Source organism: Streptomyces sp. NPDC005899, from assembly GCF_040629645.1.
GTDB lineage: Bacteria > Actinomycetota > Actinomycetes > Streptomycetales > Streptomycetaceae > Streptomyces.
Genome location: NZ_JBEXWB010000005.1, coordinates 12,088 through 27,526, shown reverse-complemented (window position 1 = coordinate 27,526; position 15,439 = coordinate 12,088). Strand labels below are relative to the sequence as shown.

Here is a 15,439-nt window from a genome sequence, read left to right as displayed (position 1 = left end):
CGCTGTCAGTCCGAGCTCTTAGGATCTATCCCATGGACAAGGGTGAACCCGGTTGGGCATACGCCGACCTCTTCAGCGGTTGTGGCGGCATGTCGGCCGGCCTGGCAGCAACAGGCCAGTTTGAGGCGGTCTACGCCGCGGACAACGACCGTTGGGCCAACGCTACTTACGCTGCCAACCTCGGCCACACGCCAGACGACATGGACCTGCTGACGCTGCAGGACCCAGCCGCTCGGCGTTCGTGGGCAGCCCAAATCCGCGAATCAGTCGGTTCCCGGTCGTTCCTGCTCTCTGGAGGACCGCCTTGCCAGGGCTTCTCGTCGCACGTCAAAACGCGTGGCGACCGCAAGGGGCGGAACCAACTCTTCAGCGTTTTCGGTGATTTGGCGGTCACACTTAAACCAGATGTCGTTATGGTTGAAAACGTCGCTGACCTCGTCTCGGCTCGCTCATGGGATTTGTTCGACGAATTTCGTTCAAAGCTGGAAACGGTGGGCTACCACGTTCGAGCGCGGATTATGAATATGGCTCAGCTTGGCGTCCCACAAGAACGCTTCCGGACCGTGGTGCTGGCCTCTTTGCATCAAATGCCAACGTTTCCTTCGATTCGAAACACGCCAGAAACGTTTGCCACCGTCAAGGAATGGATTGGCCAGCTACCCCATATTTCCAGCGGTGAGGCAAATCCCGACGACCCGATGCATGTCACATCACGACACCGGCCCTCCACGATCGAGATTTTGAAGCAGGTGCCTCACGACGGCGGATCGCGACCCCCTGGGGTCGGTCCGGAGTGCTTGGATCGCACGCGTGGGTCCCACGGTGGGTATACGGATGTGTATGGCCGTCTTCCTTGGTCTGGCCCGGCGCCGACCATCACTGCTCGATGCCGAACGCCTAGTTGCGGACGATTCGCCCACCCTGAGCAAGACCGTGGGTTGACTGCACGGGAAGCCGGACTCCTACAGACGTTCCCGGCCACCTGGCAGTTCAAGGGGCCTTTCGACGACCGTTACAAGCAGATCGGAAACGCAGTGCCTCCGCTGGCTGCTCAGGCTTTCGGTGAACATATCGCAGCAGGTATGCCGCCTGTGGAATCCGAGGTAGGTCTATTCGAGGTGGCTGACAAGCCAGTTGGTAGCAGCTTCTCGGTGCTGATCCCGGGTATCCGCAGGCGCGGAGGGTTGCTGACTCAGTGACGCTTACTGCGATCGATGCATTCGCTGGCGCGGGTGGGCTCAGCCTAGGGCTTACACGCGCCGGGTATTCAGTACGCCTGGCTTTCGATAACAGCCAGATCGCCGTAGACACTCATCGCAAGAATCTTTCATGCCGTGCAGAAACACTTGACGCCGCCACTACCAGCGGGAGTGAGCTTCTCGATCTTGCTGGGCTAAAGCGCGGCCAAGTCGATTTGCTCGCTGGAGGACCTCCGTGCCAGGGCTTCTCCCTTCAGCGCAGGGGAGATCGAGATGACCCAAGAAATCTCCTCGTCCTTCGGTATCTCGACTGGCTCGAAGAGATGCGGCCTCGTGCATTTCTTATGGAAAATGTCGCCGCCATCCAAAGTGTGCGCGGGAAGCATATTTTGAGGGCCGTGGAAGAGGCCGCACAGGATCTCGGATTTCAGGTTCATGCAACAATTCTTGACGCTTCTCAATATGGCGTTCCCCAGAAACGTCGGAGAGCATTCCTAGTAGGGCTTCCGGCCGGCACAAATTTCTCTTGGCCTGCGGCGATTACCCCTTCCCCACGCACAGTGGGGGATGCCATTCGAGACCTTCCGTCGCCACCCGCAGATGGGTCGAGTCATCCGTCTCTAGCGAACCACTACAGGGAAGCTAGGCTGAGCGACCTCAACATCGAACGGATCAAGCACGTCCCACCTGGGGGCGGCCGGGAGTACCTTCCAAAGCACCTCCAGCTCGCATGCCACCAGGGGAACCACCGCCACCTTGACACGTACGGACGCCTGTCGTGGGATGAGCCGGCGGTGACGATTACGGCACGGTTCGACAGTTTCACCCGCGGCAAGTTCGGCCATCCGGAAGAGCATCGGACTATCACTCTTCGCGAAGGGGCCCGCCTTCAGTCATTTCCAGATGATTTTGTCTTCCTTGGAAATCGCGAGGAAGGCGCAAGATTGATCGGCAATGCGGTGCCCCCCTTGCTCGCACAAGCGATTGGGCAGAGCATCAAGTCAGCCCTTTCCGGAAATCAGACGCCTGGCGACTCCGAACCGGTACAGATGTCCTTGTGGGGTGCTGGCGTCGCTGCTGTTTAAGCAGGTTTTGAGCTCTGAAGCGTCAGCACGATCCGTGGACTATATGTGGACAGAGGGAGTTAGTCGCAAGATTCACATCCGTCTGACCAGTGTTTACGAGTGATGCAGTTGAGGCCTCCGGAGCCGTGTGCCGCTCCGCTCGCCGCGGAAGGACTGACCGCCGACACCCGATAGCGTGGCTGAGGTTGGTGGGGGTGCGGCGAGGCATACGCGCGCCTGGTCGGTCGGCGCACCTGCCGTCGTGGCTGACTTTCGTCGGCTGGGGTTCGTGCCATAACCGTGCCAGATGCAGGGGTCGGCCACGGTCAACATCGGTGCCCCGCAGTCGAGTCCCCGTCCGCAACCTCGGTCGGCGAAGCCCCAGCTCAGGCACGAGATCTCCCGCCCTCTCTCCTAAAGTGGTTGTCCAGACCGCTCACCGAGTCCACACGCGCTGGAACTCTTCGGCCGGGATGGCCTCCAGCGGATCCTGTTCAGGATCGATTGCTTGGTCTGTCAGGCCGCCGTGCTCGTCCTCCAGGTGCTCCCAGCTGTATCGGTGGAGCTGGCCGGCCGCGGTCAGCTCGGCCTGCTTGATGACGATCAACTCGCCGCGATCGGGTACGGCCTCGATGTACCAGAGGCCGCCTTCTTCGTCAGTGTGGCGGAAGTGGTGCCGCTGAGTGGCGCACTCGTCGAGTGCTCGGTAGTACGCCGTGATCTCTGCCGCGATGCGCTCCAGGTCGTCCACGGAACCATCGTGCCAACGAACGCAGGTAGTTGGGACGTTGTGACATCCACAAGTGAAATCAACGGCGCCGGACGCCAGCATTCCCAGGCAGCCTGGCATGGCCAGCGTGGCCGTGTCGTTCCCCAGTGGTCCCGAGGAGCGATCGAACTCCTAAAGCGGTGATCATCCAGCCGCCATAGCTGTCTGCGCAGGCCCTTGCTCTGACTCTGCTTCCCCAGGTGTCCCCCGACAGGGGACGGCACACAGAAGGCCGCAGGTCATAGATGGTGAACCGGGCCCGCTGTAAATCTGCCGGCTCAGCCTACCCAGGTTCGAACCCTGGCGCCGCCACAGGACGGGAAACCCCGTCCGACCTGCTTAAACCGCAGGTCGGACGGGGTTTCTGCATGTGTGGACGCGTGCTGCGGGCCGTGCCGGTCGGTCCCGTATCCCGCTTCGGGCCGCCCGAGTCCCACCCGCGCTCAGAGGGTGTTCCCCCGCTGTTCCCCGGGGCCCTCCATGGCTGCCCCGGGGCCCCCGGCAGGGCTCCGGGACAGTCCGGCGCCGGTCGCTGTTCGGCGCCCGACCGCCCGGCACCCGCGGCGAGGGCCGGCCAGTCCGGCGCCGGTCGCTGTTCGGCGCCCGACCGCCCGGCATCCGCGGCGAGGGCCGGCCGGTCACTCCCAGGACATCGACCCCGGCGCACCCGCGTGCCAGGATCGGCGGCGTACGGAGCCCGATCGACCGGAAGGACGCCATGCCCGCCTACGCCATAGCCCACCTCCAGGACGCCACCCCGCACCCGGACATCGTCGAGTACGTCGAGCGCATCCCCGCCACCTTCGAGCCCTACGGCGGCCGCTTCCTCGTGCACTTCGCGCAGCACGAGGTGAAGGAGGGCACGTGGCCCGGCAGCGTGGTGCTGATCGGCTTCCCGGGCATCGCGGAGGCGCGGGCCTGGTGGGACTCGCCCGCCTACCAGGAGATCGCGCCGCTGCGGTCACGGCACATCCAGGGCGACATCATCCTGGTCGACGGCGTTCCTCCGGGTTATGACCCGGCGAACAGCGCCAAGGCGATGCGGGAAGCCCTGTCCGCCGAGTAGTCACCGGGCCGGGCCGGCTGCGAGGACGGGGTGACGCGTGAGCCCGAGCGGGAAAGGGCAGGACGGCCCCTCACGCGGCCGGCTACCGTGCACGCGGTCACCGAGCGGCACCCACGGCGGAGCCGGTGCGCAGGAGCAGATACCGGGGAGCCGATACGGCGGAGCCGGTACCGAGGAACCGATACCGAAGGCCGACGAGGAAGGCGGGCCGGTCGCCCATGTACGTACGCACCTTGGACTTCGGTCTGTACGCGGACGATCAGGGACTGGCGTGGGCCAGAGGTCTCGTCCATCGGGCGGTGGCGTCCCGCAGCGCCCGGATCGTCGGCGAGACCGTCTCGCACACCCTCGACGGGGACGGGTCGACGACCGCCGACGTGTACGACTTCCTGGCGGAGCAGTGGGCCTGGGAGCATCCCGGAGAGGGCGCCGGGGAGCGGGAAGCGGTCAAGGTGCGGGTCCGCCTGGTGTGCTCGCTGCGGACCTGGCGGGCGGTCCGCGAGGCCGTGATCAGGGCCCTCTGCCCGGAGGGCGCGGCTCCGCACGCCTGCCGTGTGCCCTGGATCGCCGGCTGACCCGGCCGGCCGGACGTTCCCACCCGGCCCACGGGCTCAGTTGCCCGCCACGTCCTTCACCGCCACCGTCACGGGCACCTGCCCCGAGATCAGCTCCAGGGTGAGACCCGCCGTCGCCGGGGTGTCCAGCAACTCCAGGAGGGCCGCGGCCACATCGTCGCGCGGGACCGGACCGCGGCCCGTCGAGGAGGCGAGCAGCACCTGACCCGTGCCGGCGTCGTTGACCAGCATTCCGGGGCGCAGGATCGTCCAGTCGAGGTTCGGCCGCGACCGTACGTACGCGTCCGCCTCGCCCTTGGCGCGCAGGTAGGCGTCGAAGACCTCGTGGCCGGGGTGGTCGGGGTCGGCTCCCATGGAGGACACGACGAGATAGCGGCGTACGCCCGCCTGTTCCGCCGCGTCCGCGAAGAGGACGGCCGCACCGCGGTCCACGGTGTCCTTGCGTTCCGTGCCGCTGTTGGGCCCGGCACCGGCCGCGAAGACCGCCGCGTCGGCGCCGCGGAGCACCTCGGCGACCTCCTCCGTCGTGGCCGACTCGAGGTCGAGGACCACGGGTTCGGTGCCGGCTTCGCGCAGATCCTCGCTCTGCTCCGGCTTGCGGATGATGCCGATCGCCTCGTCGCCGCGCGCGGCGAGCAGCCGCCCGAGCCGGAGCGCGATCTGACCGTGTCCTCCTGCAATGACAATGCGCATGCCTACGACCGTACGCCGCTGCGCTCGCCGGTGCTCAAGGCCCGCCGCCCGGACCGGAATCGGTGCGCCCCTGGCGGGGGACGTCCAGTGCGGCGGCCGCTTCGGAGGCGCAGTACTCGCGCACGGCGCTCGTCCGTGCGACCACGCGTCCGCGGTGGATCACGATCCTGCTGTACGCGAGGGAGAGCGCCCCGGACAGCCGGTCGCCGCGTACGGCGAGCAGTTCGGCCGGGAAGCCCGCCTCGATGCGTACGCCGGGCAGGCCCATGACCGCCCTGGCGGTGGCCGACACGGCGTCGTAGGCGTGTTCGGGGCCGAGTCCGCTCTGGGAGGCCAGGAGGTAGGCGGCTTCCAGGGGGTCGCCGCGTCCCACGGGGTTGGCGGCGTCACGCAGCGCGCCGCTGCCCGCCGCCACACGCACGCCGGCGGCCCGCAGCAGGTCCACCGGCGCCGTCCCGCGGACGAGGGCGCCGGCGCAGGCGCCCTGGGGGAGGCAGACCACCGTCACCGCGGCGGCGGCCAGTTGGTCGGCGGTGCGGGCGGCCGCGTCTTCGGGGAGCCGGGACAGGCCCGCGCACGGGCCGAGGCTGACACCGGGGCGCAGCCCGCCCGCCATGGCGGCGAGCCGGGCGAGGCGGGCGGGGTCCTCGCCGTCGGTGTGGAGGTCGACGGGGCGGCCGTGGGCGGCGGCGAGGTCCAGGACGGCCTCGCCGTAACCGGCCGGGTCGGGATCGAGGTCGGGGCAGCCGCCGACCACCCCCGCGCCCATCTCCACGGCCTCGCGCAGCATGGCGAGCCCGTCGGCGCCCGCGATGCCGGTGAGGAGCCGGGGCACGGCGACGGCGGTCACGTCGACGAGGCCGCGCAGGGAGCGGCGGGCGTCGAGGACGGCTTCCAGTGAGGCCAGGCCCTGTACGTCTCCGACGCGCACGTGGGCGCGGACGGCGGTGGCGCCGTGGCTGAGCTGGAGGAGAGCCGCTTCGGTGGCTCGGCGCCGGATGTCCTCGGGGCGGCGGGAGGCCGGTCCGGCCCCCTCCGTGACGGCGGTGAGGGCGGTGTCGCCGTGCGCGTGGGGTTCGGCGGGGGCCGGCAGGAGCAGGTAGCCGCGCAGGTCGAGGCGGGTGCCGTGGGTGGTGAGGCTGCCCGCGGTGCCGACGGCCTCGATGCGCCCGTCGCTGATCCGTACGTCGACGGCGCGCCCGTCCGCGAGCCTGGCGCCGCCCATCAGGAGTGCGGAGGTGTCGGCCGGGGCGCCGGGGCCGGGCGCGTCGTCGTCTGGCCGCCGCGGCCGGTTGTCGGGCATGGCGCTCCTGGGAGGGGGACAAGATCACTCGGAGTGGGCCGAGCTTAGGGGGGCGCCGGCTCCGCACCGAGGAGGAGCGGAATAGTCGTACGAATGTGGTGTTGTGTGACGCCTGGGACGGGCCGGCCGCAGGGAGCCTCCTGGGCGGTGGGGGAGGGGGCCGCGTGACGGAGCATGGCCTGCTCAGAGGCTCTTGGGAGGGTCCGGGGCGGGTGCCCGGAGGGGGCCGATCAAGGCCCGGCCAGGGGCGACGGAAACGGATTTGGGCGATCGGCGACAGACCGTGTAATGTCTTCCTCGCTCGCCCCAATAGCTCAGTCGGTAGAGCGTCTCCATGGTAAGGAGAAGGTCTGCGGTTCGATTCCGCATTGGGGCTCTGGTGATCGGGTGACCCCGCTTCGGCGGGGAAGCTCGTCATCAAAGCGGTGTAGCTCAGTCGGTAGAGCAAGCGGCTCATAATCGCTGTGTCACCGGTTCAAGTCCGGTCACCGCTACTTACGGTAGCCGATTGTGGGGTCGGTCCTTCGATCGGCTACTCTTTTTTGCGTTCATCCGTCCATCCGTCCGTCCAAGGAGCACTCACGTGGCTGCCACCGACGTCCGCCCGAAGATCACGCTGGCCTGCGTGGAGTGCAAGGAGCGGAACTACATCACCAAGAAGAACCGGCGTAACAACCCGGACCGTCTTGAGATGAAGAAGCACTGCCCGCGCTGCAACTCGCACACGGCGCACCGCGAAACGCGCTGAATCAGGCTCGTACACGAGGCCGTCCCCACTGGGGGCGGCCTCGTGTCGTTGTACGGGGTTGTTCCTCGCCCCTTTCGACTTCTACATAGGAGGTAGCGGGCTCATGGCGCTCGACCAGTCCTTCGTGGGGCGGACCTATCCGCCCACCCCGGCGTACGAGGTCGGCCGGGAGAAGATCCGGGAGTTCGCGGAGGCGGTGGGGGACGACAACCCCGCCTATGTGGACCCGGAGGCCGCCAAGGCCCTGGGGCACCCGGACGTGATCGCCCCGCCCACGTTCGTCTTCTCGGTCACCTTCAAGGCCGCCGGCGAGGTGGTGCGGGACCCGCAGCTGGGCCTGGACTACAGCCGTGTGGTGCACGGCGACCAGAAGTTCGCTTACACACGCCCGGTGCGCGCGGGGGACCGGCTGACGGTCACCTCGACGATCGAGTCGATCAAGTCGCTGGCGGGCAACGACGTCGTGGACGTCAGGGGCGAGGTGCACGACGAGTCCGGTGAGCACGTCGTGACCGCGTGGACGAAGCTGGTGGCACGTGCCGCCGAGGAGGCGTGATGGCTGCGGGAATCGCGTACGGGGACGTCGAGGTCGGTACGGAGCTGCCGGCGCGGACGTTTCCCGTGACACGGGCGACGCTGGTGCAGTACGCGGGTGCGTCGGGTGACTTCAACCCCATTCACTGGAACGAGAAGTTCGCCCGTGAGGTCGGCCTGCCGGATGTGATCGCGCACGGCATGTTCACGATGGCCGAGGCGATCAGGGTGGTCACGGACTGGGTCGGCGACCCGGGCGCGGTCGTCGAGTACGGAGTGCGCTTCACCAAGCCGGTCGTCGTGCCGAACGACGAGACGGGTGCCTCGGTCGAGGTCAGCGCCAAGGTCGCCGCGCTGCTGGACGACAACCGGGTGCGGGTGGACCTGCTCGCGATGAGCGACGGCAAGAAGGTGCTCGGCATGTCCCGCGCCGTGGTCCAGCTCGCCTGAGCCGCCGGCGGAGGCCCGGGGCCGCCGCGGTGCTGCTGTGCAGGGGCGCTTCCCCCCCCGAAGCGCCCCGAAGCGCCCCAAGCCTCGAAGTGCCCGGGAAGCTCTCGTCCCTGCCCTGAGGGCCGGTCGGCCGACCGCTCCTCCTCGGTCCCCTCCCCGCCGGGGCACGCCCGGGCCGCGCCCGCCGCGGCGCTGCCCGGCCCGCCGCGCGAGGGGGCCCGTGGCCCCGCCCGGGCGTCGCGGCCACGGACCGTACTCTTGTCCCGTGCAGGAACTCCACGACGCCCCCCTCGCCCCACTGACCACCTTCCGGCTCGGCGGTCCCGCCGACCGCCTCCTGACGGCCACCACCGACGCCGAGGTGGTCGAGGCCGTCCGCGAGGCCGACGGCAGCGGCACCCCGCTGCTGGTCATCGGCGGCGGCTCCAACCTGGTCATCGGCGACAAGGGCTTCGACGGCACCGCCCTGCGCATCGCGACCGAGGGCTTCGAGCTCTCCGGTACGACGCTGGAGCTGGCCGCCGGAGAGGTCTGGACCGACGCCGTGGCCCGCACCGTCGAGTCGGGCCTGGCGGGGATCGAGTGCCTCGCCGGGATCCCGGGGTCCGCCGGTGCCACACCCATCCAGAACGTGGGGGCGTACGGCCAGGAGGTGTCCTCGGTCATCACCGAGGTCGTCGCCTACGACCGGCACGCCCGGGAGACGGTCACCCTCTCGAACGAGGAGTGCGCGTTCTCCTACCGCCACAGCCGCTTCAAGGCGGAGCCCGACCGCTTCGTGGTCCTGCGCGTCCGCTTCGCGCTGGAGGACGCGGGCGGCCGGTCCGCGCCCCTGCGGTACCCCGAGACGGCCCGTGCCATGGGCGTCGAACAGGGTGACCGGGTGCCGGCCGAGGCGGCCCGCGAGACGGTCCTGCGCCTACGGGCCGGCAAGGGCATGGTGCTGGACCCGGAGGACCACGACACGTGGTCGGCCGGTTCGTTCTTCACCAACCCGATCCTGGACGAGGCCGCGCACGCGGCCTTCCTCGCGCGCGCGCGGGAGCGCCTCGGCGAGGACGTCACACCCCCCGCCTTCCCCGCGGGTGACGGCCTGGTGAAGACCTCCGCCGCCTGGCTCATCGACAAGGCGGGCTTCACCAAGGGCTACGGCACGGGCCCCGCCCGCATCTCCACCAAGCACACGCTCGCCCTCACCAACCGGGGCCACGCGACCACCGAGGACCTGCTCGCCCTGGCCCGGGAAGTCGTCGCGGGCGTCCACAGCGCCTTCGGGATCACCCTCGTCAACGAACCGGTGACGGTCGGCGTCAGCCTGTAATCGGCGGGACGCCCCCCGAGGCCGGCCCTCGGCCCGGGGCACTCCCGGCCCGGGGGGCCGTGCGCGGCGGGGCACCGCCCACCGTGGCGACGGCTCCGCGTGGCCGGCCGGCGCCGGCCCGCGTCAGTCGTCGAGCCAGTCGTCGATCCCGCTCAGAAGCCTCTTCCGGACGTCGTCGGGCGCCGCCGACCCCCGGACGGACTGCCGTGCCAGCTCGGCCAGCTCCGTGTCGTCGAAACCGTGGTGCTGGCGGACCAGCTCGTACTGGGCGGCCAGCCGGGAGCCGAAGAGCAACGGGTCGTCCGCGCCGAGCGCCATGGGGACGCCCGCGTCGAACAGGGTGCGCAGGGGGACGTCCGCGGGCTTCTCGTAGACGCCGAGCGCCACGTTCGAGGCGGGGCACACCTCGCAGGTCACCCCGCGTTCGGCCAGTCGGCGCATCAGCCCGGGGTCCTCGGCCGCGCGCACACCGTGGCCGATCCGGGCCGCGTCGAGGTCGTCCAGGCAGTCCCGCACGCTGGAGGGGCCGGCGAGTTCGCCGCCGTGGGGCGCCGCGAGCAGGCCGCCCTCGCGGGCGATGGCGAAGGCGCGGTCGAAGTCGCGGGCCAGGCCACGGCGCTCGTCGTTGGAGAGCCCGAAGCCGATGACACCGCGGTCGGCGTACCGCACGGCGAGCCGGGCCAGCGTCCGGGCGTCCAGCGGATGCTTCATGCGGTTCGCCGCGATCAGGACCCGGATGCCGAGCCCCGTCTCGCGGGAGGCGGCGTCCACGGCGTCCAGGATGATCTCGATGGCCGGGATGAGCCCGCCGAGCAGGGGGGCGTACGAGGTGGGGTCGACCTGGATCTCCAGCCACCCCGAACCGTCGGCGACGTCCTCCATGGCCGCCTCGCGCACCAGCCGCTGGATGTCCTCGGGGGCCCGCAGACAGGAGCGGGCGATGTCGTAGAGGCGCTGGAAGCGGAACCAGCCGCGCTCGTCGGTCGCCCGCAGCTCCGGTGGCTCCCCGCCGGTCAGCGCGTCGGGCAGGTGGACCCCGTACTTGTCCGCGAGCTCCAGCAGGGTCGACGGCCGCATCGACCCGGTGAAGTGCAGGTGCAGGTGGGCCTTGGGCAACAGCCGTACGTCACGCTCCATTGCAGGATCTTGCCGCAGACACCCCCGCGAGCGGTAGCCGGATTCCCCCCTGAGTTGTCCGTCGAACAGAAAAACGGCCCCCGGCCGGAGCCGGGGGCCGATCAGCGAGGGGAGCGCGCCGGTCAGTCGCGGGCCTCGCCCAGCAGCTTCTGGATGCGCGAGACGCCTTCCGCGAGGTCGTCGTCGCCCAGGGCGTACGACAGCCGCAGGTAACCGGGCGTACCGAACGCCTCGCCGGGCACGACGGCGACCTCCGCCTCGTCCAGGACGAGGGCGGCGAGCTCGACGGAGTCGGCCGGGCGCTTGCCGCGGATCTCCTTGCCCAGCAGGCCCTTGACCGACGGGTACACGTAGAACGCGCCCTCGGGCTCGGGGCAGTAGACGCCCTCGATCTCGTTGAGCATCCGCACGATCGTCCTGCGGCGGCGGTCGAAGGCGGTCCGCATCTCGGCGACCGCGTCCAGCGGGCCGGAGACGGCGGCGAGCGCGGCGACCTGCGCGACGTTGCTCACGTTGGAGGTGGCGTGCGACTGGAGGTTGGTCGCGGCCTTCACGACGTCCTTGGGGCCGACGATCCAGCCCACCCGCCAGCCGGTCATGGCGTACGTCTTCGCGACCCCGTTGACCACGATGCACTTGTCGCGCAGCTCGGGCACGACCGCCGGGAGCGAGGTGAACGTCGCGTCCCCGTAGACCAGGTGCTCGTAGATCTCGTCGGTCATGACCCACAGGCCGTGCTCGACGGCCCAGCGGCCGATGGCCTCGGTGTCGGCCTCGCTGTAGACCGCGCCGGTCGGGTTGGACGGCGAGACGAACAGGACGACCTTGGTGCGCTCGGTGCGGGCGGCCTCGAGCTGCTCGACGGTGACCCGGTAGCCGGTGGTCTCGTCGGCGACGACGTCGACCGGGACGCCGCCCGCCAGACGGATGGACTCGGGGTAGGTCGTCCAGTAGGGGGCGGGGACGATGACCTCGTCGCCCGGGTCGAGGATCGCGGCGAACGCCTCGTAGATGGCCTGCTTGCCGCCGTTGGTCACCAGGATCTGCGAGGCGTCGACCTCGTAGCCCGAGTCGCGCAGCGTCTTCTCCGCGATGGCGGCCTTGAGCTCGGGGAGCCCGCCCGCCGGCGTGTAGCGGTGGTACTTCGGGTTGCGGCAGGCCTCGACGGCGGCCTCGACGATGTACCCGGGGGTCGGGAAGTCGGGCTCACCGGCGCCGAAGCCGATCACCGGGCGCCCGGCGGCCTTGAGGGCCTTCGCCTTGGCGTCGACGGCGAGGGTGGCGGACTCGGAGATCGCACCGATGCGGGCGGAGACCCGGCGCTCGGTGGGAGAAGTTGCAGCGCTCATGCCCCCCATGCTCGCAGACCGGAATCGGCCCGGGTACACGGGTTTCAGGGTCCGGACAGGAGCCGGACAGCATCCGGACAGCACCGGTCGGTAGTTGTCTGTTCGACGCGGCGCCCCTGAGCACGTACACTCACCTGTCGTTGGCCTTCATCAGCCGCACCGTTTTCCCACCCGGCCCACCGGGGAGGATGCGGTAGGTTGGTGGATACCACAAAGGGTCGTAGCTCAATTGGTAGAGCACTGGTCTCCAAAACCAGCGGTTGGGGGTTCAAGTCCCTCCGGCCCTGCTACACACTCCTTCGCCAGGATGTGTGCGCATGTACGTACTTCAATGCACCGCCGTGCGGCTCCACCGGGCGCGGCACGGCCATGACCCGGAATCAGGTGAGTAGCGTGACGGACGCCGTGGGCTCCATCGACATGCCTGATGCCGAGGACGAAGCCCCCGAGTCGAAGAAGAAGAACCGCAAGGGTGGCAAGCGCGGCAAGAAGGGCCCGCTGGGCCGCCTCGCGTTGTTCTACCGCCAGATCGTCGCCGAGCTCCGCAAGGTCGTATGGCCGACGCGCAGCCAGCTCACCACGTACACGGCCGTCGTGATCGCGTTCGTGGTCGTCATGATCGGTCTCGTCACCGTGATTGACTTCGGTTTTGCGCGGGTCATCAAGTACGTCTTCGGCTGATCCCCGCGGAGGGCGCCTCGTCGGCGCCCCTTTCGCATGTTCCACCCATATGTATCCAGGAAGAAGCAGCCATCGTGTCTGACCCGAACCTGAACGACGACGCCGAGCCCACGGCGAGCGCCGTCGAGTCCGCCGAGGACCAGCTCGACATCGTCGAGGCGGCGGATGCCGTGGCCCCGGACCAGGTCGAAGCTGCTGACGCCGCCGCGGGCGAGCCCGCCGAGCAGGACGCCGTGCACGTCGGGTCCGACGAGGAGGCGGAGGCCGAGGAGGCCGCCGCGTCCGGCGAGCCGGAGGCCGAGGACGCCGAGGGTGACGAGGACGAGGAGCTCGCCGAGCCGGCCGCCCCCGTCGACGCCGTCACCGCCCTGCGCGAAGAGCTGCGCGGCCTCCCCGGTGAGTGGTACGTCATCCACACCTACGCCGGCTACGAGAAGCGCGTGAAGGCGAACCTGGAGCAGCGCGCCGTCTCGCTCAACGTCGAGGACTTCATCTACCAGGCCGAGGTGCCCGAGGAAGAGATCGTCCAGATCAAGAACGGCGAGCGGAAGAACGTCCGTCAGAACAAGCTCCCGGGTTACGTCCTGGTGCGTATGGACCTGACGAACGAGTCGTGGGGTGTCGTGCGCAACACGCCCGGCGTCACCGGCTTCGTGGGCAACGCCTACGACCCGTACCCGCTGACCCTGGACGAGATCGTCAAGATGCTCGCCCCCGAGGCCGAGGAGAAGGCGGCCCGCGAGGCGGCCGAGGCCGAGGGCAAGCCGGCTCCGGCCCGCAAGGTCGAGGTGCAGGTGCTGGACTTCGAGGTGGGCGACTCGGTCACGGTCACCGACGGCCCGTTCGCGACGCTGCAGGCGACGATCAACGAGATCAACGCCGACTCGAAGAAGGTCAAGGGCCTCGTCGAGATCTTCGGTCGCGAGACCCCGGTCGAGCTCAGCTTCGACCAGATCCAGAAGAACTAGCGGCTTCCGCCCGCTTCTGGACACATGCCTACCGAGCAGGTCAGACCGGCTTCGCAGCTGGTCTGACCTGCTCGGTTTTTGGTCGCGCAGCTATACCCGTTATCGTTGCGCGGTATGCCTCCGTCCGGACGACCGGACTGGCGGCGAAACACTCTCACTAGGACCCGGAGAGAGCAATGCCTCCCAAGAAGAAGAAGGTCACGGGGCTTATCAAGCTCCAGATCAACGCCGGTGCGGCCAACCCGGCTCCGCCGGTCGGCCCCGCGCTGGGCCAGCACGGCGTCAACATCATGGAGTTCTGCAAGGCCTACAACGCCGCGACCGAGTCGCAGCGTGGCATGGTCGTGCCGGTGGAGATCACGGTCTACGAGGACCGCTCCTTCACCTTCGTCACGAAGACTCCGCCGGCCGCCAAGCTGATCCTCAAGGCCGCGGGCGTGGACAAGGGCTCCGGCGAGCCGCACAAGACCAAGGTCGCCAAGCTGACGGCCGCCCAGGTCCGCGAGATCGCCACGACGAAGCTCCCCGACCTGAACGCCAACGACCTCGACGCCGCGTCGAAGATCATCGCTGGCACCGCCCGTTCCATGGGCATCACGGTCGAAGGCTGATTCAGCCCCGTAAGCCCTCAGTGGTAGGACCAAGCGCTGGTCCGCACCACGACTCCACACTCGCAAACCATCAGGAGTAGAAGTGAAGCGCAGCAAGAACCTCCGCGCTGCGGACGCGAAGATCGACCGGGAGCGCACCTACGCCCCGCTCGAGGCCGTCCGTCTCGCCAAGGACACCGCCACCACGAAGTTCGACGGCACCGTCGAGGTCGCGTTCTGCCTGGGTGTAGACCCGCGCAAGGCCGACCAGATGGTCCGTGGCACCGTGAACCTCCCGCACGGCACCGGCAAGACCGCCCGGGTCCTGGTCTTCGCGACCGGTGACCGTGCTGCGGCCGCGGAAGCCGCGGGCGCCGACATCGTCGGCGCCGACGAGCTCATCGACGAGGTGGCGAAGGGCCGTCTGGACTTCGACGCCGTCGTCGCCACGCCGGACCTCATGGGCAAGGTCGGCCGCCTGGGCCGCGTGCTCGGTCCGCGTGGTCTGATGCCGAACCCGAAGACCGGCACCGTCACCCCCGATGTCGTCAAGGCCGTCAACGACATCAAGGGCGGAAAGATCGAGTTCCGCGTCGACAAGCACTCGAACCTGCACTTCATCATCGGCAAGACGTCGTTCGACGACACGAAGCTGGTCGAGAACTACGGCGCGGCGCTGGAGGAGATCCTCCGTCTGAAGCCGTCCGCCGCGAAGGGCCGCTTCATCAAGAAGGCGACCCTGAGCACCACGATGGGCCCCGGCATCCCGCTGGACGCCAACCGTGTGCGCAACCTCCTCGTCGAGGAGGACCCGGCCGCCGTCTGAGCCCCCGCGCTCACCCGGTAGCCGTTTCTCACGGCATGTGACGGGCCCCGCAACCTTTCGAGGTGCGGGGCCCGTCCTCGTACGTGCGGGAGGAACGCGAACGCGCGGAACGACGCGCACAACGATCGGGCGGGGCGAAGCTGTGCAGCGAGGGGTGGAGACTCAC

Annotated in this window: 17 protein-coding genes and 3 tRNA genes; 15 read left to right on the top strand and 5 right to left on the bottom strand. The window is 69.1% G+C overall.

All coding sequences use genetic code 11. The features are described from left to right. The first annotated feature begins 32 nt into the window (after positions 1 to 32). Together ABZ371_RS01425 and ABZ371_RS01420 are read left to right on the top strand one after the other, a co-directional pair. The gene (locus tag ABZ371_RS01425) at positions 33 to 1,199 is read left to right on the top strand and encodes a DNA cytosine methyltransferase (RefSeq protein WP_358672536.1); all 1,167 of its coding nucleotides are present in this window, start codon (positions 33 to 35) and stop codon (positions 1,197 to 1,199) included. Next, positions 1,196 to 2,284 carry a DNA cytosine methyltransferase gene (locus tag ABZ371_RS01420; protein WP_358672535.1) on the top strand — a complete coding sequence of 363 codons (1,089 nt, stop codon included), beginning with the start codon at positions 1,196 to 1,198 and terminating at the stop codon, positions 2,282 to 2,284. The genes ABZ371_RS01425 and ABZ371_RS01420 overlap by 4 nt, the downstream gene beginning before the upstream one ends. Before the next feature lie 415 nt (positions 2,285 to 2,699). On the opposite strand, the gene ABZ371_RS01415 is transcribed toward ABZ371_RS01420, so the two are convergent. Next, positions 2,700 to 3,014, bottom strand: coding sequence for a hypothetical protein (locus tag ABZ371_RS01415; RefSeq protein ID WP_358672534.1), 315 nt, complete (start codon positions 3,012 to 3,014; stop codon positions 2,700 to 2,702). Between the two features lie 736 nt (positions 3,015 to 3,750). Between ABZ371_RS01415 and ABZ371_RS01410 the strand changes: the two genes are divergently transcribed. Together ABZ371_RS01410 and ABZ371_RS01405 are read left to right on the top strand one after the other, a co-directional pair. Next, positions 3,751 to 4,098 carry a DUF1330 domain-containing protein gene (locus tag ABZ371_RS01410; protein WP_358672533.1) on the top strand — a complete coding sequence of 116 codons (348 nt, stop codon included), beginning with the start codon at positions 3,751 to 3,753 and terminating at the stop codon, positions 4,096 to 4,098. A gap of 218 nt (positions 4,099 to 4,316) precedes the next feature. Further along, the gene (locus tag ABZ371_RS01405; protein WP_358672532.1) at positions 4,317 to 4,673 is read left to right on the top strand and encodes a hypothetical protein; all 357 of its coding nucleotides are present in this window, start codon (positions 4,317 to 4,319) and stop codon (positions 4,671 to 4,673) included. Between the two features lie 36 nt (positions 4,674 to 4,709). On the opposite strand, the gene ABZ371_RS01400 is transcribed toward ABZ371_RS01405, so the two are convergent. Both ABZ371_RS01400 and ABZ371_RS01395 read right to left on the bottom strand, forming a co-directional pair. Next, positions 4,710 to 5,366, bottom strand: a complete 657-nt coding sequence (locus tag ABZ371_RS01400; protein WP_358672531.1) for an SDR family oxidoreductase — start codon at positions 5,364 to 5,366, stop codon at positions 4,710 to 4,712. A gap of 34 nt (positions 5,367 to 5,400) precedes the next feature. Further along, on the bottom strand, positions 5,401 to 6,669 hold the full coding sequence (locus ABZ371_RS01395; protein WP_358672530.1) for a hydrolase: 1,269 nt from the start codon (positions 6,667 to 6,669) through the stop codon (positions 5,401 to 5,403). Positions 6,670 to 6,972: 303 nt separating this feature from the next. Between ABZ371_RS01395 and ABZ371_RS01390 the strand changes: the two genes are divergently transcribed. The 6 genes from ABZ371_RS01390 (at position 6,973) to ABZ371_RS01365 (ending at position 9,722) form a co-directional block, all read left to right on the top strand. Further along, positions 6,973 to 7,045: transfer RNA gene (locus tag ABZ371_RS01390), tRNA-Thr, on the top strand. A 45-nt stretch (positions 7,046 to 7,090) separates the two neighbouring features. Continuing rightward, positions 7,091 to 7,163, top strand: a tRNA-Met gene (locus ABZ371_RS01385). Between the two features lie 89 nt (positions 7,164 to 7,252). After that, complete coding sequence (gene rpmG, locus ABZ371_RS01380; protein WP_003956487.1) at positions 7,253 to 7,417, top strand: 50S ribosomal protein L33; 165 nt, start codon at positions 7,253 to 7,255, stop codon at positions 7,415 to 7,417. Between the two features lie 103 nt (positions 7,418 to 7,520). Further along, positions 7,521 to 7,973: a MaoC family dehydratase N-terminal domain-containing protein gene (locus ABZ371_RS01375; protein ID WP_358672529.1), complete on the top strand. Its 453-nt coding sequence runs from the start codon at positions 7,521 to 7,523 to the stop codon at positions 7,971 to 7,973. Then, positions 7,973 to 8,401, top strand: coding sequence for a MaoC family dehydratase (locus ABZ371_RS01370; protein WP_358672528.1), 429 nt, complete (start codon positions 7,973 to 7,975; stop codon positions 8,399 to 8,401). The genes ABZ371_RS01375 and ABZ371_RS01370 overlap by 1 nt, the downstream gene beginning before the upstream one ends. 265 nt (positions 8,402 to 8,666) lie before the next feature. Further along, entirely contained in the window at positions 8,667 to 9,722 is a 1,056-nt protein-coding gene (locus ABZ371_RS01365; protein ID WP_358672527.1) for a UDP-N-acetylmuramate dehydrogenase, read from the top strand. 123 nt (positions 9,723 to 9,845) lie between these two features. Here the strand turns inward: ABZ371_RS01365 and ABZ371_RS01360 are convergent, their stop codons facing one another. Together ABZ371_RS01360 and ABZ371_RS01355 are read right to left on the bottom strand one after the other, a co-directional pair. Continuing rightward, positions 9,846 to 10,859: an adenosine deaminase gene (locus tag ABZ371_RS01360; protein WP_358672526.1), complete on the bottom strand. Its 1,014-nt coding sequence runs from the start codon at positions 10,857 to 10,859 to the stop codon at positions 9,846 to 9,848. A 122-nt stretch (positions 10,860 to 10,981) separates the two neighbouring features. Further along, positions 10,982 to 12,208, bottom strand: coding sequence for a pyridoxal phosphate-dependent aminotransferase (locus ABZ371_RS01355; RefSeq protein ID WP_358672525.1), 1,227 nt, complete (start codon positions 12,206 to 12,208; stop codon positions 10,982 to 10,984). 214 nt (positions 12,209 to 12,422) lie between these two features. Between ABZ371_RS01355 and ABZ371_RS01350 the strand changes: the two genes are divergently transcribed. From ABZ371_RS01350 to rplA, 5 genes are all read left to right on the top strand, one after another. Beyond that, positions 12,423 to 12,495 (top strand) — tRNA-Trp (locus ABZ371_RS01350). 106 nt (positions 12,496 to 12,601) lie between these two features. Then, positions 12,602 to 12,889, top strand: coding sequence for a preprotein translocase subunit SecE (gene secE, locus ABZ371_RS01345; RefSeq protein WP_358672524.1), 288 nt, complete (start codon positions 12,602 to 12,604; stop codon positions 12,887 to 12,889). Between the two features lie 74 nt (positions 12,890 to 12,963). Further along, positions 12,964 to 13,857 (top strand): transcription termination/antitermination protein NusG, encoded by an 894-nt coding sequence (gene nusG, locus ABZ371_RS01340; protein WP_358672523.1) that lies wholly within the window; start codon positions 12,964 to 12,966, stop codon positions 13,855 to 13,857. 176 nt (positions 13,858 to 14,033) lie between these two features. After that, complete coding sequence (gene rplK, locus ABZ371_RS01335) at positions 14,034 to 14,468, top strand: 50S ribosomal protein L11 (protein ID WP_003967000.1); 435 nt, start codon at positions 14,034 to 14,036, stop codon at positions 14,466 to 14,468. 82 nt (positions 14,469 to 14,550) lie between these two features. Next, positions 14,551 to 15,273, top strand: a complete 723-nt coding sequence (gene rplA / locus ABZ371_RS01330; protein WP_069171193.1) for a 50S ribosomal protein L1 — start codon at positions 14,551 to 14,553, stop codon at positions 15,271 to 15,273. Positions 15,274 to 15,439 lie beyond the last annotated feature (166 nt).

Coding starts and splice junctions, on each gene's coding strand:
- ABZ371_RS01425 (WP_358672536.1), top strand. CDS start 33: ATGGACAAGGGTGAACCCGGTTGGGCATACGCCGACCTCTTCAGCGGT.
- ABZ371_RS01410 (WP_358672533.1), top strand. CDS start 3,751: ATGCCCGCCTACGCCATAGCCCACCTCCAGGACGCCACCCCGCACCCG.
- ABZ371_RS01405 (WP_358672532.1), top strand. CDS start 4,317: ATGTACGTACGCACCTTGGACTTCGGTCTGTACGCGGACGATCAGGGA.
- ABZ371_RS01400 (WP_358672531.1), bottom strand. CDS start 5,366: ATGCGCATTGTCATTGCAGGAGGACACGGTCAGATCGCGCTCCGGCTC.
- ABZ371_RS01395 (WP_358672530.1), bottom strand. CDS start 6,669: ATGCCCGACAACCGGCCGCGGCGGCCAGACGACGACGCGCCCGGCCCC.
- ABZ371_RS01375 (WP_358672529.1), top strand. CDS start 7,521: ATGGCGCTCGACCAGTCCTTCGTGGGGCGGACCTATCCGCCCACCCCG.
- ABZ371_RS01370 (WP_358672528.1), top strand. CDS start 7,973: ATGGCTGCGGGAATCGCGTACGGGGACGTCGAGGTCGGTACGGAGCTG.
- ABZ371_RS01360 (WP_358672526.1), bottom strand. CDS start 10,859: ATGGAGCGTGACGTACGGCTGTTGCCCAAGGCCCACCTGCACCTGCAC.
- ABZ371_RS01355 (WP_358672525.1), bottom strand. CDS start 12,208: ATGAGCGCTGCAACTTCTCCCACCGAGCGCCGGGTCTCCGCCCGCATC.
- rplK (WP_003967000.1), top strand. CDS start 14,034: ATGCCTCCCAAGAAGAAGAAGGTCACGGGGCTTATCAAGCTCCAGATC.